We start from the raw sequence: 23,437 nt of genomic DNA, 5'->3' as shown, positions 1-23,437 counted from the left end.
ATCTATGCCGATTGGTATTAGCCATAGAATAAACCCAGTAATATACAACTGCGTTACATCTTTAGTATAGGACCTTGTTGACTGCGTCTTTATTTCGCTTTTAAGAAAACTTTCGCGTTTGTACTTGTGTCAAATTGTGCTTGAGTTTAATGGTGGTTAAAGCTGAGAAAACTTTCTTACCAAGTTATGGTAAACATGATGAAGCCCATCAAGCTGTTCTCGCTCTGCGGTGCCTGCGTTAACCAGTGACTGAATACTTTGATCAAGCTGAAAAAGCGTTTCTCGCATGTGCTGATCGCTCACCATGCTCTGTATCCAAGTGATAGCCGCCATGCGCTCTCCTTTGGTCACGGGTATAACTTTATGCAGGCTCGATGAGGGATATAGGATTGCACTACCGGCGTCGCACTTAATGTTTTGCTCGCCGAATCCTGTTTGAATAACTAATTCCCCGCCTTCATAGTCCTCTTTGGGCGTTAAGAAAACGGTCATCGACATATCGCTTCTCAATACGTCAGGCGTGTTAGGAATACGCATAATGGCAGCGTCCACATGATACCCATAGGTCTGGGACTCGCTGTAGCGATTAAAGCAAGGTGGAAAAATACGTTGAGGTAGCGCGCCTGAAATAACTTTAGGGTTATTGCCCAGCTTACTCAGTAGTGCGTTAGCAAGTTGTTGAACGCGAGCATCCTGAGCGTCAGCCTGACCGTTATTTTTGACACCGGCAGCCATTCCCATTGCCGTATTTTTGCCATCCATAAAGGGAACTTTCGCCAATTGCTGACGAAACTGAGCCACTTCACTTTCTGTCAATAAGTCATCAATAATTATCATGTTTTTCAGCGCTTTTTAGAGATTTATTTGAAATAAAAGACCTAGGCGGTTGGCCACCTAGGTCGTGTTAGCATTAAAATTCGTAGCTAACGGTGCCCGTAATGTTGCGGCCATCACCAATATACATGAAGGCGCCAGAACGGTAGGCTGCCGTCCAGTATTCTTCGTCAAATAGGTTTCCGATGTTAACACGGAACGTCAGCGACTCTGAGTGGTAGTAATTAGCGAACAGGTTCACTACTTGATAATCAGGTACCACAATTGAGTACTCGCCAGTTTCAGCACTGTAGCCAGCGGCCGTATCAGGTTGACCGCCGTACATTTCTGACTGATAGCTATAGTCTCCACCAAAGGCAAACTTATCGTTAGGCTGATAGCGCATTTGAATGTAGAAGCTTTCGTCTGCGAAGTTACTTAGCGCTAGGCCAAGATTGTCTTCACTGTATGATTTGAGAACTTCCGAATCCATGAAAGCAGCGGAAGCTTGAATACTAAGCTTATCGGTAATATCACCGCTTAAGCCGAACTCAATACCTTCTACGCGGTTTTCACCGGTGTTTAATGTACCAAGCGTTGAGTAAGCGTCGCCTACACTCTCGTGTACATCGCTTTTAGTAATGCGGAATAGCGCAGCATTTGCTACAAGTTTTTCATTAAACAGCGACCATTTGGTGCCAAGTTCGATGTTTTCTACTTGCTCAGGGTCAGCTTGTGAGGCTTGTTCTGGCGTACCACAAATGCCGCCATAACCACAGTTAGCGCCAAGATCTGATTCACCGCCGTTTATGTTTGTTGCGGTGCTATAGGAAGCGTAAATGTTACCGTTTTCGGTCACATCGTAAACTAACCCTAAATGACCGTTGTAGAGTTCATCTGAGAACTCATAAAGGTCGCTAGAAGTTTGGTTGCTATAGTCGTAGCTATCTACACGAAGACCGGCAAAAAAATTAAAGTTATCGGTCAGCTCAAAGGTATCCATTACGTATAGCGAGTAAGTTTCAATATCAAATAGCGCATCCACGTCGCCACGGGTAAAGGCTTTGCCCATCAACGAACTAATGTTATCAACTTCATTGCCACTACCATCTAATAGGCAGTAACTTTCAGATACACCGCGACGACCGCCGGTTAAGCAGTTTGATGGACTAGTGTAATCCATATTGAACACGCCGTTATCTACCGACTCATCTGTGTATTCAAAACCGAACACGAAACGGTGATCAATACCTGCAAAAGCCGTATCCCAGAATAGGTTAAACTGGGTAGTTACATAGTCAACTTCCTGCCAACCTTGGTGGTTGCTTAAAGATAACGTGTAAGCACCTGGTGCAGTAGGGTCGGTTGCGTCACGGTTAGTGCCGCGCATGCCCGTAGTAATGTACTCGTTCTCTGTTTTACCTACACGGGTTGCGTTATAAAAACGCACGTTGTCACTGATATCGTACTCAGTACGTAAAGTGAATGTGGTAACTTCTGAGTTTTGAAAGTCTTCATCCTGCGCGTATACGGGTATATCTTCCAGTGGATAACCTGCGTCTCTGTCGTAGTAGCTACCCAAATCAGGAATATCTTCAGCGTTTAAGTAGTAAATGTCGCCTGTAAATGACAAGCGGTCGGTAGGTTGATTCACATAGGAAAGCTGAACCCCTTCACGATCACGCTCTATACCTTCACGGCCAGGCTTATCTTCTGACGAATAAAGCCCGTTTAAGCGCACAGCGCTGGTTTCAGTAAGGGTTTTGTTTAAATCGACAGTTAAACGCGTGTGTTCGTCGGTACCCACTGCCGCATCAACGCGACCAAAGTTATACGCTGTAGATGCTTTTTTGGTAATTGAGTTAACCGCACCACCTGAAGAGCCACGCCCTGCAAACGTTGAACTTGGGCCCTTCGTAATTTCAACACGCTCGGTTGCGAAGCTTTCTCGAGTTGTCATACCTGGGTCGCGAAGTCCATCAACGAAAACGTCGCTGCGTGCTTCGTGGCCGCGAATAATGTAGCGGTCACCAAAAGCATTACCATTCTCACCGGTACCCAACGTTACACCTGCTTGTGCTTGTAGGATGTCTCTAAGGTCTGTTCTGCCACTTTCTTGAATTTGGTCTTGGGTAAGAACACTAATGGTTTGTGGTGTGTCTACCAAATCAGCCAGACGACGAGGATCACCAGACTTATTGTAGCGATATATTGATTGCTGAACCCCATGAATTTTAATTAGCTCGATGGCTTCGTCAGATACTGCTTTGCATTCTGCTGAGCTGGCATCGGTACACTTTTCTACGTCTTCCTGTGCCATAACTGCGCCACCGCCAAAGGCAAGCGCTGCGGCAATGGTTTGCGCACCCATTGTTAATTTAGTGTTTTTCATCATTTTTCCCTTGAGTGTGTGTAAGGACGACGAAGTCTATGTAATTATTTTAATAATGTAAATATAAATGATAACCATTATCATTAGTAAAATATAAAAGGAGTTTTAAGCAGTGTTTAAATAGAAGTTTTCTAATGTTCTTTTCGTTACTCAGATAGGGTAGGCTAGGAGGTTGAACCCGTTGGGCAATAGTCTGTAGATAGTATGTAGTTGAGTAATTTAGAAGGTACGGTTCTATATCTACTGGTTTTTGAAATACCCGCTATCTAGGCAGAGCAGTTGTCTCATTGAGAAACGGCATAGCGTAATCTAATTATATTTTGCAGTAGCATTGCGGTTTTCAGGTATTGATATTAAAGAGGGAAACCAACCTTAACGATCACTCCTGTTTCATCCTCTCTGTCATACAAGGAAAGATGACCCTTATGGAAGGTGGCAATCATGTTTGCGATGTAAAGCCCTAATCCAAGATGAGGAGAGTGTGCGCCATGTTGTATATCGTTCTCTTTTCTTACCGAAACCATAGATTGGGTGAGCTGATTTTTCATGCCTTTTGGTAAAAGCGGGCCTGGGTTACTTACAGTAAGTACAGCCTGCTTGTCCCTCTTTTCAAGAGCGATGAGTATTTCATCGCTGTCTTGGCTGAAATCTACTGCATTTGAGATAACTTTATCAAAGAGTTGAGCAACAAGTTCAGCAGAGCCGTACACCATCATAGAATTATCTGTTGTTGCAAACTTCCACTGACGCTTTGCATAGGCATGCCTGTAGCCATCAACACAGCCCTTTATCACTTCAACAATGTTGAAGCTTGCCATATCTTCCTGCGCGATAGCTTGTTCTAATCGCGTCGCCTCACTCATGCTGTTTAATATACTGCTCAAACGATTCACACCCGACTGGGCCCGTTCTACAAACACCGCCTGCTGGTCAGCATCGCTCACGTGAGTCAGCATATCCAGTGACGATTTCACCACTGCTATAGGCGTTCTTAATTCGTGAGATAAGCGGGATGCCATGTTTTCTAGATAAGAATTGTACTGCTGCAGCCGCGAGAGTACATCGGCAAACGAGCGGGACAAGTCACCAATTTCGTCACGTTGATTCGATATCGGCATAGTGCCAATGATTTTCCCATTGTCATCAATAACGGCCTCAGTATTGTCGCGAAGGGAGCGAATGCGATTTGAGATTCGCGTGGCGAATAATAAGAGTCCTAATGTGCCTATGGTCATAACTGCCAAAATAACGTGGAATAGCTGCTCTAGTGCCCGGTTTCGCAGGGTGCGAATACCATTCGTCGTTTGCTCTACAATAACCGCTCCCATCACATTTCCTTCAATAAATATGGGGTAGGCTGCAGAAAGAATTATGGCCTTGTTATCGGGGGATAAACGCCAGAGTGAATCGGGCTGTCCGTTAAGTGCGGTCCCTAAATCCTGTCCAGCAAGTGCGTAAGCATCGTCTAGTTCATCAACAAAATCTGACGGTGGTCTAGTAAGAATCTGATAATAAATAGGTAGTAACCACTCACTTTCTATCCAATGCCAAATTGAATTTGATGGTGCTTCTTTCTCGTCTACTTTAATTCCCGTTGCAGACTGGATGTTGCCTGCCCGAGCAAGTACTCGTTTGTGTTTGTCCACAACCCACACCCGCGAGTCGGCATATTTAAGCCCTGCCAATATGCGCTCAATTTCAGGTGATGGCGTTATAACAGTACCAAGCTCAGAGAGTTGATTAGTATTCGCTGTGCCAATGGCATATTGTTTTAATCGGCTTACCGTATCGTCAACATCTACAATAGAAAACGCTAACCCGCCGGTGGTCATTGATAAAGGAAAACGCAGTTCAATGTTATAGCCAACTGCGGTTTCTTGCCACCGTCCCTGAATAGACAGCGCGTTTTCTACCGCTCTTATTGTTGCAGTATTGTCCGAAAGTTTGTAAGCATTTACCCAGCCACTTTCATAGGGAGCAACCACGTATCTTGCTAACTCACCCTGAGGAGTTTCCAGACCTATGAGCAAGTGGTCGCCTGTTTCAACACTTAAACTGTTAGGCTGTCGCCACAGCAACACGTCGTCATTAACTTCAAACATGGCATACAGAAATTGTCCATAGCGCCCCACCATATGCTTAAACGATAAACTTGTTGGCTCGCCCTTATATGCATTGTAATACTCAATAACCTCGTCACTACCATACTCACTCATCAAAGCACCGACTTGCTGCCAGTCGTTGAGTTCTCCATCAAGTCGAATAGGCGATGGAATGGGAGGCGCATAAAGGTCAGTGCCAGGGCGTACGTCTTGAAGATAAGCTGATTGGCTGTCAAATAGGGCAGGGCGCTCATGAAGTGCGGTGGCAACAGCTCGGGCAGTCCCTATCATGGTTTGCTCTTGACCATTTCGCAGGTACTGTTCAAGTTCCCAGACGTAGTTATAACCCAGGTAGGGAATAGTGAATAGGAACAGCGACAGCACCATAAGCTGAAGGCGGATAGAAAAGCGAAATCCCATGGTCTTAGACGGTTGCCTTTGTTGTGCTAAGTTTAATTTTGTCTTCGCGTAAGCTATTTAAAGCTGCCAGCGATACCCCATGCCGTAAACTGTGTCGATATGATCGAAGTTTGAGTCGAGCTGCACAAACTTCTTACGCATACGCTTAATGTGAGAAGTAATCGTTGTGTCATCAACCACCATTCTAGACTCATCCATGAGTTGTTGACGACTCTTCACATGACCTGGGCGCTTGATTAGCGCATGTAACATCCAAAATTCGGTAACTGTGAGTAAGACGGGTTGGTTTTGCCAGCTTACGGTCATTCTTGACACGTCTACTTTCAAGTCTCCTACTTTTAACTCATCTTTTTGGTCAGTAGGTGCTGCGAGTAAGTCTGTGCGCCTAAATAGAGCAGCAATACGCGCTAGCAAGTGGGCCATACTTATATCTTTAGTCAGATAGTCGTCAGCACCCATTCGAAGGCCGCTGATAGTGTCTACGTCATTATCCCGAGCGGTGAAAAAGATAATGGGGAGGGTTTGTGACAGGCCTCTTAGTTGCTGACACAACATAAAGCCCCCTTCTATTTCATCTTTCAAACCAATATCAATAATGGCTAAGTCGGGTAAGGTGTGGTTAAACGCTTCGGCAGCAGACGGCCTATCTTCATAAGCATTTACGCTATAGCCCTGCGCTTTAAGCGCCATAATGTAATTTTCGCGAATGGCCGCGTCGTCTTCCACTAATGCAATTGTCTTTGGCATACATTAATCCGCAAATATAAGTCATATAAAGTGCACACTATACCTATGAATGAAACCTATTGCCTAAGTTCGACATAAAATCCATAAGCCTGCCTCAATTACGTCATAATTGAGGCGCGTAAAGCGTTACCTTCACCCGCATAATACCTTTGAACCTGGCTATTACACCGCTTAATGGAGCCAAATACAGGCGACGAGGATATGGGGGGAAGCATCACAACATTTCCATAATTGCGTACTTTTTCTGCCATGAATATCGCGTTTAATGATGGGGTGCTGTTAAACAATATACCTACGGTAACACGCCGCGATGACGAACACTTTAAATCTCGCTGAGTGGGTACTTATCTATGCGGACTAGTACTATTTGTATGTTGCATAAACAGTACCGTAGAAGCGGTAAGGCTGAACTTCTACGTTAAAAAGCTACCCCTTGCGCTGCGTGCTTCCCCAACGGTACGCAGCGCTTTTTTATGGCGGGTAAAAGGTGTTTTAGGGCTTAGAATCTAAACACGCCCTAGTCTGGCGCCTTCAACGTTTCGCTTTTCAATCTGACAAGCAGACTTGAAAATGGTGTTTTCGCTATTACCTTGTGAAATAGCAGAACTCGATTCAACAGAACTGCTTTAAACAACCACTAAACGCGAGTGTATTCATTTAATAGCATGAACTAGGTTACACTTCGTTAGTTGATTTCTAAATCTCTCTAAAGTTGGTTAGGGCGTGCTGACCTTTGGTGCACATCAAAGGTCAACACGTCTTAGTGGACACACTCTCACTACGGGCAAATCATGAAAGCGTTGGACATTACAGGGTTAACCAAAACCTATAAAGGTGGCGTACAGGCATTAAAAGGCGTCGATCTTACGGTACAAGAAGGGGACTTTTTTGCTTTACTTGGTCCCAATGGGGCGGGTAAATCAACCACCATTGGTATTATCAGTTCTCTTGTAAATCAAACCAACGGCAGCGTTTCCGTGTTCGGGTACGATTTAACAACGCAGAAAGAGCAAGCGAAAGCATGCATTGGTTTGGTACCACAAGAATTTAACTTCAATCAGTTTGAAACGGTACTGCAAATTGTACTGAATCAGGCGGGGTATTATGGCGTGCCACGCAGTGTGGCCAAAGAGCGTGCTAAGAAGTACCTTGCTCAATTAGATTTGTGGGAAAAGCGGGACGCACGGGCCCGCGAATTATCTGGCGGTATGAAGCGCCGGCTTATGATCGCTCGGGCGTTAATGCACGAACCGAAACTGCTTATTCTTGATGAACCAACGGCTGGCGTAGATATTGAAATTCGTCGCTCAATGTGGGGGTTCTTAGAAGAAATTAACCGTCAAGGGATCACTATTATTCTCACCACGCACTATCTTGAAGAAGCGGAGATGCTGTGTCGCAACATCGCAATTATCAATAAGGGCACGATTGTAGAGAACACCAGCATGAAGGCGCTATTATCGAAGCTAAATGTAGAAACCTTCGTGCTTGATATCAAGCTACCGGAAAACGCCGTAGAGAACGACATGTTGCTCATTGGCTTCGAGCATCGCCTTATTGATGATCATACGCTTGAAGTCGATGTTGAAAAAACCGAAGGCCTAAACCCAGTATTTACGCAATTAAGCGAAAAGGGAATACAGGTCATGAGTATGCGCAATAAATCAAATCGCCTTGAAGAGTTGTTCGTACGTTTAGTTGAATCGGCCAAGCAGGCTGGCTAAGCGAATAACGGAGAAGGTAAAAAACAATGAAAACTGAAAGTACGTCAATGAACACAGAACAAAATGTGGGATGGTTTAAGCAAAATTACGTTGCACTCACCACCATTTGGATAAAAGAGTGCACGCGTTTTTTACGCATATGGGTACAAACCCTTGTACCGCCTGCTATTACGATGAGCTTATACTTTGTCATTTTTGGCAGCCTGATCGGCAACCGTATAGGTCAAATGGGTGGCTTTACCTACATGGAGTTTATTGTACCGGGTCTTATCATGATGTCGGTGATTACAAACTCGTACGCTAATGTCTCTTCATCTTTTTTCAGCGCTAAATTTCAACGCAATATTGAAGAGTTATTGGTATCACCCGTGCCCACGTCAGTGATTATTCTTGGTTATGTCGGCGGCGGCGTAGCGCGAGCCATACTTATAGGCATAATCGTTACCCTGGTGTCGCTCTTCTTTGTGGATGTGCAAATACATCACCTAGGTATTATTGCACTCACGTTACTGCTCACTTCAACTCTTTTTTCTACGGCAGGGTTAATCAATGCCATATTCGCTAAAACTTTTGATGATATTAGCGTAGTGCCGACCTTTATTCTAACGCCACTCACCTATCTGGGGGGCGTATTCTACTCACTTACGCTGCTACCAGAGTTTTGGCAGTGGGTAAGTAAAGCTAATCCTGTTGTGTATATGGTGAATGGTTTCCGCTATGGGTTCCTAGGCGTGTCTGACGTGAACGTAACGTTGTCGCTAAGTTTACTTGTGGGCTTTAATGCGCTGCTATTTAGCGTAGCGTATTACCTACTTAAAACCGGCAAAGGTATTCGTAGCTAATGGCAAGCGGTAACTCAAGAGAAATCACAACATCGCAGGTGGGTATTCACGATAAGCTAGATGACCTAGTGAAAAAATATCAGATCAGTGAAAATAAAAGACCTATCAGCGAACATACGCAATCAGCCTTTGATGAGGTTTGTGCCTGGCTCAACGCGTTTGATGGTGAAGTTATTTTAGATTCTTGCTGTGGCGTAGGGGAAAGTACGGCGAATATAGCCAGAGCTAATCCCGATGCCCGGGTTATTGGCATTGATAAATCAGCACTACGGATAGACAAGCACGAGCATTACAGTGCGCAGCAGGATAACTATCGGGTGATCCGCGCAGACGTCAATGACTTTTGGCGTCTTGTAAAGCAATCTGATTGGAATGTTACTCAGCACTTTCTGCTATACCCCAATCCGTACCCTAAAAAGACCCAAGTCCAAAAGCGCTGGCATGGCAGTGCGGCCATGGTGGATTTGATGGCGATAACGCCTAATATTCAGGTGCGCAGTAATTGGCTGATTTATTTAATGGAATTTGCGCAAGCAGCAAAGCACTACGGCATGGTGTCAGACTTATCTGAAGTAACCGGTGAAAACCATATGACGCCCTTTGAGCGAAAGTATCGGGGTAGTGGACAGTCTTGCTGGCAGCTAAACTGTCGTAGCGAAGAAAGCTAGGAAAACCAGTAAAAAGACTCGTTTAGTACCGGTTCTCGTTAAGATAAAGACGAATTAATACTTGGTCTTACAGGGCGGGTTTACCGATTTACTCCAGCAAACCTTGTTAGAGCGTATCGCTCTAACAAGGTTTTTTTAAGGTTTGTTCTGCGCGATACGCAACGGCTTTACGTTTTTACAATACACATGCATTGTCAAAGTTAATGGCGCGCATTGGCGCTGCGGACATTCGCCAATGGTGGGCTAAAAACGTAGCCTTGTGCATAGCGTATAGGAAGCCGTTTAACGCACTCTAAGTGCCCCTCGTCTTCGACTTGCTCGGCAATGGTGCTGATACCATGACGCTCACAAAGCAGCAGCAGGTAGTCAACGTATTCTTTCACTGCGTCTTGTTGGTCGTAGTGTTTTATTAGCCCCCCTGCCAGCTTTATCCCTCTTATTGGCAAATTCACGAGTGCACGTATATTCCCTGGGCAAGAGCCTACATTATCTATAAAGACACCTAGTCCCGCGTGCACACTTTTTTCGATAAATGCGGTCAAGCCTTTGGGGTTAGATAATGCGGTCGAGGCGCTTACTTCAATGCTTACGCGCTCCGGCATAGGGTAGCTAGCTAAGTGCATAACTAAGGTATTAGTGAGCGCTTCATTATATAAATCCCTGGCAGTAATGTTGATGTTCCAGGGAATATTGACATCGTGAAAGTAGCTTGCGCATTGCACAAACATACTTGCTGCGAGCGTGTTTACATGTTGCTCTCGTTCAATTAGGTAAAGAAACTCACTTGGAAGAAATGTTTTATCGCCTTGAGTGATAAGTCGTGCTAAACATTCATATCGCCAAACTCCCTGACTCTGTAAGTCCACGATAGGTTGGAAATAAGGCACGATATCTTCGATGGAGAAGTTCTCGGATATTTCGCGTATGGGCATAAACCGACCTCCTTGCGTTGACGTAATCATAGTGTTTGCAGGTTTGATTGCTCATTAAACGTGGCTTATATAGCAGGTTTAACATCAACACTATTCACAAATTAAATATAGTAGAGAGTCTGAAACTTTGCGGCGCTAATTTTAAAGTAGTAATGTGTGTGTCACTGGAAGCTTATTAACGGTAAAGCGAGTTTAAATGCTAGCTCGTTTATACGTTAAATCTGACTAATCAGTCTGCATTGCTGGTTTTGTGCAACGAATTGCTAGGCGCTGCCTCTTGGCGAGCTAGGCAATCTGATGTAAAGTGCGACACCCTGAAAGTGTTGTGATAAGTTTTCAGGTTTGGCAACGAATGGACCGCGCCAACAGGCTTCAGCTTAACCGGTATTGCTTTCGGGTGAGCTCGCAGCTAGCTGCACTGATAAAGGCATGCTAAATGGCTGAAAGGAAAAGTAAGTGTCAGGCCGGTGTCCTACAAAACCGCCTGTTGATTTCGCCTAATAAAAGATAGTGCGAAATGTGTGAATGTTTTAAGTATGAGGTGTGTTGAGTGGGTGAAGCGCAAGTTAGTCTAGAGCACCTGTTTAGGGTCTTTACCAAACCTGAACACAAAGACTCAAAGCTTGCTCAAATTGAGCAGCATTTATCTGACAATATCTTAGATTTTTTGTCGCAGCACGTAGTGACAAAAAAGACATCGTTAGAAGAAATTGAAAAAGACTTCTCAGACTCGAAAGTACCTGAGTCACCAGAGTTTGTCTCGACGCATGCCGAAAGCTTACTTGATAAGCTCGTCGCTCATTCTGTTAATACCTATTCCCCCACGTTCATCGGTCACATGACCTCTGCGCTTCCTTATTTTCACTTACCCCTTTCCAAGTTGATGGTGGGGCTTAATCAAAATCTAGTGAAAATTGAAACGTCGAAAGCCTTCACGCCATTAGAGCGGCAGGTGCTAGGGATGATGCATAACCTAGTGTACGACCAACCACAAAGTTTTTATGACGAACATTTGCACAGTGCTGCCCATTCATTAGGCGCATTTTGCTCTGGTGGTACTATCGCTAACATCACGGCATTGTGGGTAGCGCGAAACAAACTTCTTGGTCCACAAAAGGGGTTTTCAGGGGTGGCGAAAGCCGGTCTTGCAGCGGCATACCGACATCTCGATATAAACAATTTAGGTGTAATGTGCTCTAAGCGAGGTCACTACTCGCTGTCTAAAGCCGTTGACGTACTTGGTTTAGGTCGCGACCAGCTGCTTACCATTCCAGCTCCACAACAAACCCTTGACCCAGCGAAAGCACTTCGTATCGGCAAGCGTTATCATGAAGAAGGCAATAAGCTGCTGGCTATTGTCGGCGTGGGTGGTACAACCGAAACCGGGCATGTGGATCCTCTCGATGAGTTGGCAGACGTTGCTAAAGAGTTAGGTTGCTGGTTCCACGTAGATGCAGCCTGGGGTGGAGCAACGCTTTTCTCATCACGCTACCGCGATAGGTTAAAAGGTATTGAGCGAGCAGATTCGGTAACTATTGATGCTCATAAACAAATGTATGTGCCTATGGGCGCTGGCATGGCATTGTTTAAAGATCCGCAAAACGCCAATGCAGTAAGACATCACGCTCAGTATATTCTTCGTGCAGGCTCGAAAGATTTAGGTGCGACTACACTTGAAGGCTCACGGAACGGTATGGCTATGATGGTGTATTCGGCGCTACATATCTTCGGTCGTAAGGGCTATGAACTGCTTATCGATCGCAGTATTGATAAGGCAAAAGATTTCTCGCACATGATTGATAAAGCGCGAGACTTTGAGCTGACTACTACGCCTACTTTATCATTACTGACGTACCGTGTGTGTCCCGAAGAAGTGCAAGAGAAACTCAAGCACGCCGATGCAAAAACGCGTAACGCCATTAACGAAAAGATTGATGCCCTTGTTGTTGCGGTTCAAAAGCAGCAGCGTGAAGCGGGTAAGTCGTTTGTTTCTCGTACCCGTTTAGAAGCGCCTGATTATCCTTCCCAGTGCATAACGGTATTTCGCGTAGTTTTAGCCAACCCGTTAACTAGCCACAATGATTTGGCGGCGATATTGGCAGAGCAACACTTGATTGCGAAAGAAACGCAGGCGTGGAAAGAGCTAATGGAATTTGTTCGAGAGTTAGAAAAGGTTGCGTCCTAGCCCATCCAATTAAATAAACGCCCGATATCGCAGCCGCTATATTGGGCATTTTTTATTGTTGAATTACGCAGCGCGCTACAATACTAGCTGACTGTATAAGCCAAGTGGCAGGCGTAACTATCGCGTAATTTGAAGGTTATCAATAAGCCGAGTTTTACCCATAAACATAGCAACGAGCAAAACCAGCTCTTTGTCGGTTTCTTTTGCTGCCTGAAAAGTACTCGCGTTAACTACCTGACAATAATCTTTCTTAAAGCCTTTGGCTTCAAGGTTAGCGATCATCGTCTCTTCTAATGCTGTAAAGTTAACGTTGCCTTTTTCGATGGCGCTTTTTACGCGCTGCATTTCTTCATAAATAGCACTGGCGGTAGCCTTTTCTGTCTCAGTCAGATAGCCATTGCGCGAGCTCATTGCTAACCCAGAGGCCTCGCGCTCGGTAGGTACACCATGAATCCTAACCGCCATTGATAAATCGTGAGCTAGCGCACGAATTACCTGAAGCTGCTGAAAGTCTTTTTCGCCGAAAAAAGCGTCATCAGGCTGCACCATGTTAAACAGCTTAGTGACAACAGTAGCGACACCGCGAAAATGACCAGGGCGGCTTGCCCCGCAATGAGAATCTGAAATGCCGGGTACTTCAACAAAGGTCTGAGCGTCGAGACCCGCAGGGTAGATTTCTGCAACGCTGGGTAAGAATACCGCATCAGCTCCAACGGAAATAAGTTTGGCCTTGTCTTCTTCAATTGTGCGGGGGTAAGCGTCTAAATCTTCGTTTGCCCCAAACTGCATAGGGTTAACAAAAATACTTACGACAACTCTATCGTTGTGCCCCTTCGCTTTTTTAACAAGTTTCAGATGACCATCGTGCAGGTTCCCCATTGTGGGAACAAAGCCAACGGTTTCGCCATTTAGCCGCCATGCATTAACGGTAGTGCGCAACGCTGAAATACTATCAACGACTTTCATAAATAACCTCGTTACTCGAAGCTGTGTTCAGCAGAAGGAAACGCACCGCTTTGTACATCTTCAATATACTTCGATACGGCTTTACGCATATCGCCTGTTTCTACTAAATAGTTTTTTGAGAATTTAGGCATATAGTTAGCGCTTATACCAAACATGTCGTGCATTACCAGAATTTGACCGTCGGTATCTTTACCTGCGCCAATACCGATAACTGGGATAGTGAGTGCTTCGCTTACGGCTTTGCCCAACGATGAGGGCACACACTCAAGCACTAATAATTGCACGCCAGCTTCTTCTAGCGCTTTCGCTTCGCTAAGTAGCTTTTCTGCTTGGCTTGCTTCTCGGCCTTGTACTTTAAATCCACCAAATACGTGCACTGACTGTGGCGTTAAACCTAAATGGCCACAAACAGGTACACCGCGCAGGTTCAGCCCTTTGATGGTGTCGCACAACCAACTACCGCCTTCCATCTTTACCATACTTGCACCTGCTGCCATTAAGATGGCAGCGTTGGCATAGGTTTGCTCTGGCGTGGCATAAGACATAAATGGCATATCGGCTAACACAAAAGCGCGCTCGGTACCGCGGCGTACACTTTTAGTATGGTAAGCAATATCCTCTATGGTGACTGGCAGCGTATCGTCTTGACCCTGGAGAACCATGCCTAAAGAATCGCCTATGAGCAATGCATCAACGCCTTGCTCATCGAACATTTTGGCGAAGCTGGCATCATAAGCGGTTAAAGACGTGATCTTTTCCCCGGCTTGCTTCTTCTTAAGCAGGCCCGAAACTGTTACTTTCTTCATGACATGTCTCAGATTGATATTTGTTGATATCGTGTGGCGAACTATACGGATTTTGAGGCTAATTGGAAGTGCGTAGGCGACGAAGCCCGTCTAGTGAACAGTTGGCTACCCACGCTGAAATGGGTTTACCGTCGTACATAACCATATTAGGTGCAATCTCGAATAATGGCACCATAACGAACTCACGCTCAGCCATTCCATAATGGGGAATGATTAAGTCTGCGGTATCGATATTTTCGCTGCCATACAGCAAAATATCGAGATCTAGGGTTCGTGGCCCCCAACGCTCGCCTTTGCGCTCACGCCCCTCTTCCAACTCAATACGTTGAAGCTGCTTAAGTAACCCATGAGGTTTTAACGATGTTTCTATAAGGCAAACCGCATTTATATAATCTGGTTGATCTTGTGGGCCCATAGGCTTACTCGCGTAAAGCGATGAAACCTTAAGTACTCGCGTATCTTCAATTTCACTAATAGCTTCAAAGGCACGCAGGGCTTTACCTTGGCTATCACCAAGGTTGCTTCCAATACCGATGTAAACATGTTCTTTATTCATCAGGACCTCGTTTCGCAGGTTTACGCTTGCGCTTGCGCGGTGGTCCTTTTGCTCCGCCTTCACTTTTTCGAAGGGCATTGAGCATCCCTTTTTGTTTACCATTGTCCGCGTGCTGGAAGTGTGTCCACCACTGAGCTAGTTCAAGAAGGTCGCCACCTTCTATTTGGCCTCTAACTAGCAAGAAGTCATAGCCAGCTCGGAACTTAGGGTGTGTGAGAAGTTGAAATGCACGGCGCCCGAAACGTTTCGGGAGGCGTTGCTGTAAAATCCAAACATCACGTATCACGGTAGAGAAGCGCTTGGGTATCATAATACGTTGAATCTGACGCGAAATAACCTCGCCAGAGGCAATGTTAAACGCATCAAAAGCATTTAAGCCAGACTCACTTTGCAAGCGCTGCGATTGTTCTTCAAGAGGGTACCAGAGTAACGCCGCGTACAAAAATGCCGGTGTAACGCGCTGATTGCTATTAATACGCTCATCGGTATTGGCAAGAACCCGTCGAACAAACTGCATTTCTCGACTGTTTTCGTCTTTTAAAAACGGCGCGAGCTGTGGGAATAAAGGTTCAATTAAGCCGTATTCGTGCAGCATCAGAAAGGTATCTTCGCCTTTACCAGACAAAAACAGCTTTAGTGTCTCTTCAAATAAGCGCGCTGGTGGAATGTTCTGCAAAAGATTGGCGAGTGACTTAATAGGCGCTGCGGTTTTCGCCTCTATTCGCATTCCTAGCTTAGCGGCAAAGCGCACTGCACGTAACATACGAACAGGGTCTTCACGGTAGCGTGTCTCTGGATCGCCAATGAGCTCAACTTCTCGTTTTTCGATGGCGGCGAGGCCATTGGCAAAGTCTTTAACCGTGAAGTCGGCAACGCTGTAATACATGGCGTTAAAGGTAAAGTCACGACGTTCGGCATCTTCTTCTATAGTCCCAAATACGTTATCCCGTACCAGTTGACCTTCGGCATCACGCTTTCCTAATGATTTACCCTTTGGAAGGTCATCATCTTCGTCTGATTCTTGGTGATGCCCTCTGAAGGTCGCCACTTCAATGATTTCACGGCCAAAAACAATGTGTGCAAGACGAAAGCGCCTTCCTATTAAGCGACAATTTCTGAACAAACCTTTAATCTGTTCAGGAGTAGCGTTGGTCACCACGTCGAAGTCTTTCGGTTCGTACCCCATCAAAATATCGCGTACACAGCCACCTACCAAATAGGATTCAAAGCCTGCTCCATTAAGGCGATACATTACTTTCAATGCATTTGCGCTTACGTCTTCACGAGATATACCGTGTTCTCCACGGGTCATAGTCCTAGGCTTTAAAGCGTTAGGTGACGAACTCTCTTTTGAAAAAGCGCGCTTAACAGATTTAAAAACACGATGAATGATGATGGTATCTCCGCAGACTATAAAGGTTCGTTATAATAAGTTGATTCATGCTGTGGAACAATAATTTCGGGCGTTTTCGCTACTTTTTTCCTATCCCACGCTGATATTGCTTCCGTTAACACTGTGCTGACGTCCTCAAAAGCCGATGCATTCGGAAAAGAAAAGCCAAGGAAGCGCATAACTCGCACAATGTTGTCGATGGGTGTTTTGTTGTTAACCGGAGCAGCTCGGTTTTGTTTGCTAAGCTTGCGGCCTGGGGCAACTGCCGCAACCGGGATGTGTCCATATTCAGGCGCTGTATAACCAAGGGCTACATATACAGCGCGCTGCAAGGGTGTCACGTCAATAAGATCGCAGCCCCGAATGACATGGGTTACATGCTGAAAAACATCATCAAGAATAACAACAAGGTTATATGAAAATAAGCCGTCTCTGCGCTTAAGCACAACATCTTCAGTAGATATTCTTCCGTCGCTTGAAGCGTCATTGATATTATCGTGTACGTCGCTTGGTGAAAGAAGCGGTTGAGGCTTAACCTCGCCCATTATGACATCGTAAAAGGGGGCGAGTTGTGTATCAAGTTTTAACCTTATAGCGCTATCTACTTTAGGGCTGGATCGCGAGGCAGAGATACCCTTGTTACGACATTGCCCGTTGTAAATGCCGCCCATCGCTTTAATTTGTTTTCTGGTACACGCGCAATAATACGCGAGCCCATCATTCATCAATTTGTCGAGCACAGCTTGGTAACGGGCATGCTGCCGGCTTTGATAAATTACCGTATCGTCCCAGTGAAGGCCATGTGCTTCAAGGGTAACGAGAATATCTTTATCGATTCCGGCAATACAGCGAGGCTCGTCAATGTCTTCCATGCGTAATAGCCATTTTCCGCTTTGACTTTTAGCGTCGAGATAGCTTGCAACGGCAGTTACTAGCGAACCGAAATGAAGTTGACCTGAAGGCGAGGGGGCAAAACGCCCTACATACTTGTTATGCATAATAAAGACTTAACAAAAAGCCCCATCTTTTCGGGATGAGGCTTTCTATAACAACATTAACGAGGCTAGTGAATTAACCTTGTAGCTGCTTTTCTTTGATTTCAGCCATTGTCTTACAATCGATACATAAATCAGCTGTAGGACGGGCTTCTAAACGGCGAATACCTATTTCGATACCACATGAATCGCAGAAACCGAAATCATCTGCTTCAATCCGCTTAAGCGTTTTTTCAATTTTCTTTATTAGCTTGCGCTCACGGTCACGTGTGCGTAATTCTAGGCTAAACTCTTCTTCTTGAGCTGCGCGGTCTACAGGGTCAGGGAAGTTTGCGGCTTCATCCTTCATGTGAGTTACCGTACGGTCAACTTCTTCGCGAAGTTGGTTACGCCACGCTTTAAGCAATAGTCTGAAGTGTTCTAATTGGGCATCGCCCATGTACTCTTCATCAGCTTTAGGCTCGTACGGCTGCAAACCTGCCAGCGCTAATAGTCCTAGGGATTTTGTTTCTTTTCCTGTTGGCATTTGCCACATCTCCTACACTACGACATCCATCTTGTCCTGATTGGACCGATATCTATATCAGACTCGACAACTTCAGGCAATCAATCGTGTCTATGTAATTATTATGCTGGTGTATCATTTTTATCATTTAGCCAGGTGGCTACCAGCAATCGAATTAGTGCGTTCTCCCACTAAAACAAGGCGCAAATATGAAGGCGAAATGAAAAAAATCAACCTATTTTTTACAAAATCAAAGGGAGTGTTTGATTTAATAGGATTTTTTGTTCGTCTATTATACAGCCTGCAGCAGAGACCGTTACACCAGCGTTAGCGGCAATCTTTACGCTTTTAGCATAGGTTGGATCAATGTGGGTTGCGACCTGCACACTCTTTATCGCCGTATGCTGAACACAAAACAGCAAAGTAGTTTTAACGCCACTCTCTGCTAAGCGAGCAAGTTCTAAACAATGTTTAGCCCCCCGTTGTGTTACGGCGTCGGGAAAAAAGCCTTTATCTGTATTTGCTAATGTAACCGACTTTACCTCCATGTATTCAACTATGTCGTTAAGCTGCGTATCTTTGCGCATTAATTGGAAGTCGAACCGGCTGTTGGCTAAAGGCGGTGTTACTTCAGCTTTCCATGAGGTTATGTCAGAAAATTGATCCAAGACCTTGTTATCTAGCGCTTCTGCCACCAACTTATTAGCATTGTGCGTATTAATGCCGATGAAATGGCCGTCGAAAGTTTGTGCGAGTTCCCAAGTGTATTTCAGCTTTCGATTAGGATTGGTCGACTCGCTAAGATATACCGTGTAGCCGGGCTCGGCACAGCCTGTCATGGCGCCAGTGTTAGGGCAGTGTGCAGTAACGATAGCCCCATTATCAAGCTCAACGTCGGCAAGAAAACGCTTGTATCTTTTTATTAGGGTGCCACGTAGTAAAGAAGGTGAAAACTTCATGAGTCGCCTCTTTGTAAATAATTAGTTTGAAGCCGCTAATGTGTGATGGAGTCAAAATACGCTCAACGTGAATAATATTCATTGAGAAGGCTCAAGTTTTTAGGCTCTCAGTTTATAGGCCGATATACTAATGCACTGCTTCAAGCCGTAAGGCAGTTTATCAAACGCAAGAGAGTAACAAACATTCGACTGAGCGCAAAAAGCGTTCATCAATATTATAACGATGTATAAGGAAAAGACGCGATGGCAGATTTTACCATTAGCCTTTCGACAAACAGCGCAGATGCTGTTTGGGGCGAAAATGCAAAGCTTTCTTTTAATGAGTCAGGTGCAGTTATTCATCTGCCTGACGACAAGCTTAACGAGCGTTTTATTCAACAAGCAGCCAGGAAGCTAGATGGCTTAAACTTACCCTCAGTAACCTTGGTGGGAGACTGGCATAAAGAGCAACAGTGGGCTTTTGCATTGAGCTTTACCCGTGCCCGTAAACCTGCATCAATTAAGTGGGCAGACACGAATGACAAAGCTGCGCTCGAGCAAGAGTATGCAGCGCTCCTGTTCACCCGTCAGCTTGTTAATGATACACCAGAAGATTTAAGCCCTGAAACCCTAGCTACGCGGGCGGCGCAATGGATCAAGTCATTAGGTGGTGATAACGTCACTTACTCTATGACGGTTGGAGAAGAGCTTAAGGAACAAGGTTGGATTGGTATTTACAACGTTGGCCGCGGCAGTGAACGTCCACCGGCAATGTTAGTATTAGACTATAACCCTACAGGTAAAGAAGATGCGCCTGTTGACGCTGTGCTTGTCGGAAAAGGAATTACCTTTGATAGCGGCGGTTACAGCATTAAGTCTAGCGAAGGTATGCTAGATATGAAGTGCGATATGGGCGGCGCAGCGACGGTAACAGGTGCTTTAGGTCTTGCCATAACGCAGGGTATTGAAAAACGCATTCAACTTATTCTTTGCTGCGCAGAAAACCTAATTAGCGGTCATGCTTACAAATTGGGCGATGTGTTGACCTATAAAAATGGTGTTACGGTCGAAGTGGTTAATACCGATGCTGAAGGGCGATTAGTGCTGGCTGATGGACTAATGGCGGCAACGGAAACGGGGGCGCCACTCATTATCGATGCGGCAACGTTGACGGGCGCAGCAGCAGTGGCGCTCGGTTCCGACTATCACGCAGTATTTTCGTTAGATGACAATGCTCGCGAACAAATGCTTCACGCAGCAAAAGAAGAAAACGAGCGCTTTTGGCCGCTTCCACTTGAAGATTTTCACGCCGAGCGTTGTCCGTCAGCATTTGCAGATACCGCTAACAGTAGGCCAATGAAAGGCGGCGGCGGTGGTGGTGCGTCAAATGCTGCAGGGTTCCTTTCGCGCTTTGTAAAACCTGAAGGCTGGATACACCTAGATTTAGCTGCGGCATACCATGGCGGCGCAACATCTGAAATGCCGGTGGGCGCAACTGCGAAAGGTATTCGCTCTATTGCTAGAGTCCTAAAGGATTATAGCGCGTAAAGGTCGATTTAGGCGTGAACGGTTTCGTACAAGCTACTCTTGTACGTTGCCTTTACCTAAAACGCTATTTAACAAAAGAGGGGCGCGATGATAAACGTTGCGCCCCTTTCTCGTTAAATGCCACCTAAGCGTTCGGCGAGCTGTTTGTAGCGTTCTACGTCTGAGCTGTCAAAAAGTGGGTTGCCATCTGTGTCTTTGTCTTTAGACACTAATAAACTCTCTCGCTCGAGGCGTTCAACCCTAACATCTTGTACGCCGAGATAGGCTGCCACTTCTTTAACTGTCATTAAACTCATTGTTTTTCCTAGTTTTGATTATTGGTATTAAACCTCTGCGTCGGGCAAAATACTTATCAATTTTAATTACATCAAAAGTTCGCTCGATAAAACATTACCTAAACGGTGTAAAGGTTAGGTTTTCGGGTAAGTCATCTTTTCGTACTTTAAAGTCATTTAAGCGCATTAGCGCTGAAATGACCTGCAAGCAGTCAACCTGACATTAACTTGCCACTTTATCGTCTTTTTAGTTAAGCGCATTTCGGCGAATTTTCGACTATTTTTTGTGTTTTTATTAATTTTAGCCGAGTTCGGTCTTACAGCACGGGCGACGTAAGAGGCATTTGACATGCAAAAGGTGTTTTTAACTCAGGTCGCTTGGTTTACCATTGCGCGCGAATAGCCCCAAACTTGAGTTATACTTGGCGGTTTACATAAATAACGGGCATATGCTCAATTTCGGAGACACGAAGAATATGGACACTTGGTCTGCTGCCATCATGCTCTTTTTGATCATGGACCCCCTTGGTAACCTTCCTGTGTTCATGTCGGTCCTCAAGTCTATTGAGCCGAAAAGACGCCAGTTTATTCTCATAAGAGAGTTGTTGTTCGCCTTAGGTATCCTGTTTCTTTTTCTTTTTAGCGGGCAATCGGTGCTTAACTTTTTAAATGTTGAGCAGGAAACGGTGAGCATTGCTGGTGGTATAATTTTATTTTTGATAGCACTTAAGATGATATTTCCTTCATCGGGCAGTACAAGTGGTCTCGCCGTTGGCGAAGAACCCTTTCTAGTGCCGCTGGCTATCCCCATGATTGCTGGTCCATCAACGTTAGCCGCGTTAATTTTACTTGCTAATCAGGCCCCCGATAGAATGGCTGACTGGTCGATAGCGCTCGCAGCGTCGTGGACAATTAGTGCAGTAATTTTAATGTTTTCAAACATTTTCCATAAAGTTTTAGGGGAGCGTGGTCTAGTTGCTATGGAACGATTAATGGGTATGATCCTGGTTATGATTGCCATCCAGATGCTTCTTGATGGCGTTACCAAATATTTCATGCATGCCACTGGAGCACTGTAAAAATGGTAAAGCAAAAGCTTAATACATTCGGGCGGGTTCGTGCCCTAGAAGGCTGGAAAGCCGTTGCATTTGGCGCTGCGTTGCTCGAGCGTATGTTGCCAAACTATGCTCTTTTTTGTGAATTAACTGAAAGTGGCGATGCAGATGCGCTGCGTAACTGTTTAAATTTGGTGTGGGAAACGCTTAAGTCACCAAAAAGCAAATTCAATATTGCTGTTCAACTGGAAAAGGTGGAAGTAGCCACGCCAGATACCAGTGACTTTGATAATTATGGCGTTTATCCGGCTATCGACGCTGCTATTGGTTTGGCTGCATTGTTGAACCTGATAGCGGGTGATGATCCCCAAGGTGCGGTTGTCATCAGCAAATTATCTCAGGGAAGCGTTGAAGCTTACTTGCTTGCTACTGAAGAGGCCGATGATGAAAGCGTCAAAGCCCATCCGTTAATGGCGTTTGAAGTCGAAGTGCAAAACGAACTCCTCGACTATGTGGAACAAGCTAAGTATCCGGCAAAAGCTGTCGATGAGTTGAAAGCCCTTGCCTTGGAGGCTGGCATTTCTAATATTGGCCTAGAGCTGTAATTTGTTACTTACTCCAAGTTAGTCTTATCTATGCGGATTGGTATAAATGCAAATATCAATGGAAAAGCAAGGTTGGTATTTGCATATTGTTGGCGACAAACAAATTTCTCAACGGCACGTGTTCTTCAGTATTGCGCGACTTATAGCACCTCAATAAGCATATATCTCAGCGCGCTAGTTTGCTTTTCTTTAATAATCTGCCAGTTGTCAGGTAGAGCGGGCGTTGTCAGTGAACTCTCATGCTCCAAATACACCACGCTACCACTTTGCACTCTATTATTTTTTTCTAAAGACGTGAGCGAGGGCAATACCAAGTCTTTGGCAAATGGTGGGTCGACAAAAACAATGTCGTAGGGGGCCGCGCTAGTGCTGTTCAAAATACTAAGCGCATCACCTTGGTGAACACTGGCTGACGCCACTTCGTTTGCTTTCAGTAAAGCGAGATTGCTTTCAAGCTGAGCTGCCGCATGTTTATCAAGTTCAATAAAATCGCAATGAGAGGCATAACGAGAGAGTGCTTCTAAACCTAAGCCTCCGGAACCCGCAAAAACATCCAGGCAGCGAGCGCCATTTACGTAAGGCATTAACCAGTTGAAAAGCGTCTCTTTATTTCTGTCAGTTGTCGGTCTTAACCCTTCTGCATCTAGCACGGGTAGCTTTCTTCCACGCCACTGACCACCAATAATTCTAATTTGACCATTGCTATTTGGCCTGTGGACTTTGGCATTTTTGTAAGAATGCTGTTTTTTTGCAGAAGATGATGCCCGAGTAGGGCGAGAAACTCGCTTCATAGTGTCTGACAGTGGTATCATGCGTTCATTCAGTAGGCGGCAAGTGTAGCCGAATTTGCTAAGAATTTATAAGGATTTGTCCTAACGATGTCGAAACTTTTTGGCTGGTTCAGCAAGAACAAAAAAGCAGAGAAACAAAAAGCGCAAGCGGAAGAAGAAGCGCGCGCGAAAGCCGAGGC

21 protein-coding genes are annotated in these 23,437 nt (G+C 45.2%); 7 read left to right on the top strand and 14 right to left on the bottom strand.

Going from position 1 to position 23,437, the window contains the following annotated elements; translation table 11 throughout:
• Positions 1 to 156: 156 nt before the first annotated feature.
• The 4 genes from GVO62_RS11515 to pdsR form a co-directional block, all read right to left on the bottom strand.
• Positions 157 to 837: a Fe2+-dependent dioxygenase gene (locus GVO62_RS11515; protein ID WP_159119375.1), complete on the bottom strand. Its 681-nt coding sequence runs from the start codon at positions 835 to 837 to the stop codon at positions 157 to 159.
• A 73-nt stretch (positions 838 to 910) separates the two neighbouring features.
• A complete protein-coding gene (locus GVO62_RS11510) occupies positions 911 to 3,205 on the bottom strand; it encodes a TonB-dependent receptor (protein WP_159119374.1) in 2,295 nt (764 codons plus the stop codon).
• A gap of 353 nt (positions 3,206 to 3,558) precedes the next feature.
• Complete coding sequence (pdsS, locus tag GVO62_RS11505) at positions 3,559 to 5,727, bottom strand: proteobacterial dedicated sortase system histidine kinase (protein ID WP_159119373.1); 2,169 nt, start codon at positions 5,725 to 5,727, stop codon at positions 3,559 to 3,561.
• Between the two features lie 57 nt (positions 5,728 to 5,784).
• Positions 5,785 to 6,474, bottom strand: coding sequence for a proteobacterial dedicated sortase system response regulator (gene pdsR / locus GVO62_RS11500; protein WP_159119372.1), 690 nt, complete (start codon positions 6,472 to 6,474; stop codon positions 5,785 to 5,787).
• Positions 6,475 to 7,265: 791 nt separating this feature from the next.
• Between pdsR and GVO62_RS11495 the strand changes: the two genes are divergently transcribed.
• Genes GVO62_RS11495 through trmB form a run of 3 tightly spaced genes read left to right on the top strand, consistent with a single transcriptional unit; the run spans position 7,266 to position 9,708 of the window.
• A complete protein-coding gene (locus GVO62_RS11495; RefSeq protein WP_159119371.1) occupies positions 7,266 to 8,198 on the top strand; it encodes an ABC transporter ATP-binding protein in 933 nt (310 codons plus the stop codon).
• 26 nt (positions 8,199 to 8,224) lie between these two features.
• Entirely contained in the window at positions 8,225 to 9,040 is an 816-nt protein-coding gene (locus GVO62_RS11490) for an ABC transporter permease (RefSeq protein WP_201282656.1), read from the top strand.
• On the top strand, positions 9,040 to 9,708 hold the full coding sequence (gene trmB, locus GVO62_RS11485; RefSeq protein ID WP_159119370.1) for a tRNA (guanine(46)-N(7))-methyltransferase TrmB: 669 nt from the start codon (positions 9,040 to 9,042) through the stop codon (positions 9,706 to 9,708). Before GVO62_RS11490 ends, trmB begins: the two co-directional genes overlap by 1 nt.
• A gap of 200 nt (positions 9,709 to 9,908) precedes the next feature.
• Here the strand turns inward: trmB and GVO62_RS11480 are convergent, their stop codons facing one another.
• On the bottom strand, positions 9,909 to 10,640 hold the full coding sequence (locus tag GVO62_RS11480) for an EAL domain-containing protein (RefSeq protein ID WP_159119369.1): 732 nt from the start codon (positions 10,638 to 10,640) through the stop codon (positions 9,909 to 9,911).
• Between the two features lie 550 nt (positions 10,641 to 11,190).
• On the opposite strand from GVO62_RS11480, the gene panP reads away from it, so the two are divergent.
• On the top strand, positions 11,191 to 12,825 hold the full coding sequence (gene panP / locus GVO62_RS11475) for a pyridoxal-dependent aspartate 1-decarboxylase PanP (RefSeq protein WP_159119368.1): 1,635 nt from the start codon (positions 11,191 to 11,193) through the stop codon (positions 12,823 to 12,825).
• A 117-nt stretch (positions 12,826 to 12,942) separates the two neighbouring features.
• Here the strand turns inward: panP and panC are convergent, their stop codons facing one another.
• The 7 genes from panC to sfsA form a co-directional block, all read right to left on the bottom strand.
• Positions 12,943 to 13,791 (bottom strand): pantoate--beta-alanine ligase, encoded by an 849-nt coding sequence (gene panC / locus GVO62_RS11470; protein ID WP_159119367.1) that lies wholly within the window; start codon positions 13,789 to 13,791, stop codon positions 12,943 to 12,945.
• 11 nt (positions 13,792 to 13,802) lie between these two features.
• On the bottom strand, positions 13,803 to 14,597 hold the full coding sequence (panB, locus tag GVO62_RS11465; RefSeq protein WP_159119366.1) for a 3-methyl-2-oxobutanoate hydroxymethyltransferase: 795 nt from the start codon (positions 14,595 to 14,597) through the stop codon (positions 13,803 to 13,805).
• A gap of 58 nt (positions 14,598 to 14,655) precedes the next feature.
• On the bottom strand, positions 14,656 to 15,153 hold the full coding sequence (gene folK, locus GVO62_RS11460; protein WP_159119365.1) for a 2-amino-4-hydroxy-6-hydroxymethyldihydropteridine diphosphokinase: 498 nt from the start codon (positions 15,151 to 15,153) through the stop codon (positions 14,656 to 14,658).
• The gene (pcnB, locus tag GVO62_RS11455; protein WP_159119364.1) at positions 15,146 to 16,465 is read right to left on the bottom strand and encodes a polynucleotide adenylyltransferase PcnB; all 1,320 of its coding nucleotides are present in this window, start codon (positions 16,463 to 16,465) and stop codon (positions 15,146 to 15,148) included. Before pcnB ends, folK begins: the two co-directional genes overlap by 8 nt.
• Before the next feature lie 98 nt (positions 16,466 to 16,563).
• Complete coding sequence (gluQRS, locus tag GVO62_RS11450) at positions 16,564 to 17,544, bottom strand: tRNA glutamyl-Q(34) synthetase GluQRS (RefSeq protein WP_159119363.1); 981 nt, start codon at positions 17,542 to 17,544, stop codon at positions 16,564 to 16,566.
• Between the two features lie 73 nt (positions 17,545 to 17,617).
• Complete coding sequence (dksA, locus tag GVO62_RS11445; protein ID WP_105932256.1) at positions 17,618 to 18,067, bottom strand: RNA polymerase-binding protein DksA; 450 nt, start codon at positions 18,065 to 18,067, stop codon at positions 17,618 to 17,620.
• A 221-nt stretch (positions 18,068 to 18,288) separates the two neighbouring features.
• Positions 18,289 to 19,005, bottom strand: a complete 717-nt coding sequence (gene sfsA, locus GVO62_RS11440) for a DNA/RNA nuclease SfsA (protein ID WP_159119362.1) — start codon at positions 19,003 to 19,005, stop codon at positions 18,289 to 18,291.
• 243 nt (positions 19,006 to 19,248) lie between these two features.
• On the opposite strand from sfsA, the gene pepB reads away from it, so the two are divergent.
• Positions 19,249 to 20,532: an aminopeptidase PepB gene (gene pepB, locus GVO62_RS11435; RefSeq protein WP_159119361.1), complete on the top strand. Its 1,284-nt coding sequence runs from the start codon at positions 19,249 to 19,251 to the stop codon at positions 20,530 to 20,532.
• Positions 20,533 to 20,645: 113 nt separating this feature from the next.
• Here pepB and GVO62_RS11430 read toward each other — a convergent pair whose 3' ends face one another.
• Positions 20,646 to 20,828, bottom strand: coding sequence for a MerR family transcriptional regulator (locus tag GVO62_RS11430; protein WP_105932177.1), 183 nt, complete (start codon positions 20,826 to 20,828; stop codon positions 20,646 to 20,648).
• A 455-nt stretch (positions 20,829 to 21,283) separates the two neighbouring features.
• On the opposite strand from GVO62_RS11430, the gene GVO62_RS11425 reads away from it, so the two are divergent.
• Positions 21,284 to 21,886 (top strand): YhgN family NAAT transporter, encoded by a 603-nt coding sequence (locus GVO62_RS11425; RefSeq protein ID WP_159119360.1) that lies wholly within the window; start codon positions 21,284 to 21,286, stop codon positions 21,884 to 21,886.
• A gap of 2 nt (positions 21,887 to 21,888) precedes the next feature.
• On the top strand, positions 21,889 to 22,467 hold the full coding sequence (locus GVO62_RS11420) for a YjaG family protein (RefSeq protein ID WP_159119359.1): 579 nt from the start codon (positions 21,889 to 21,891) through the stop codon (positions 22,465 to 22,467).
• 140 nt (positions 22,468 to 22,607) lie between these two features.
• On the opposite strand, the gene rsmD is transcribed toward GVO62_RS11420, so the two are convergent.
• Positions 22,608 to 23,279, bottom strand: coding sequence for a 16S rRNA (guanine(966)-N(2))-methyltransferase RsmD (gene rsmD, locus GVO62_RS11415; protein ID WP_159119358.1), 672 nt, complete (start codon positions 23,277 to 23,279; stop codon positions 22,608 to 22,610).
• Between the last annotated feature and the right edge of the window lie 158 nt (positions 23,280 to 23,437).

This window comes from Alteromonas sp. KUL150 (genome assembly GCF_009811475.1).
Taxonomy (GTDB): Bacteria; Pseudomonadota; Gammaproteobacteria; order Enterobacterales; family Alteromonadaceae; genus Alteromonas; species Alteromonas gracilis.
The sequence above is the reverse complement of the archived record's forward strand: the minus strand, read 5'-3'. Positions and strand labels throughout refer to the sequence as shown.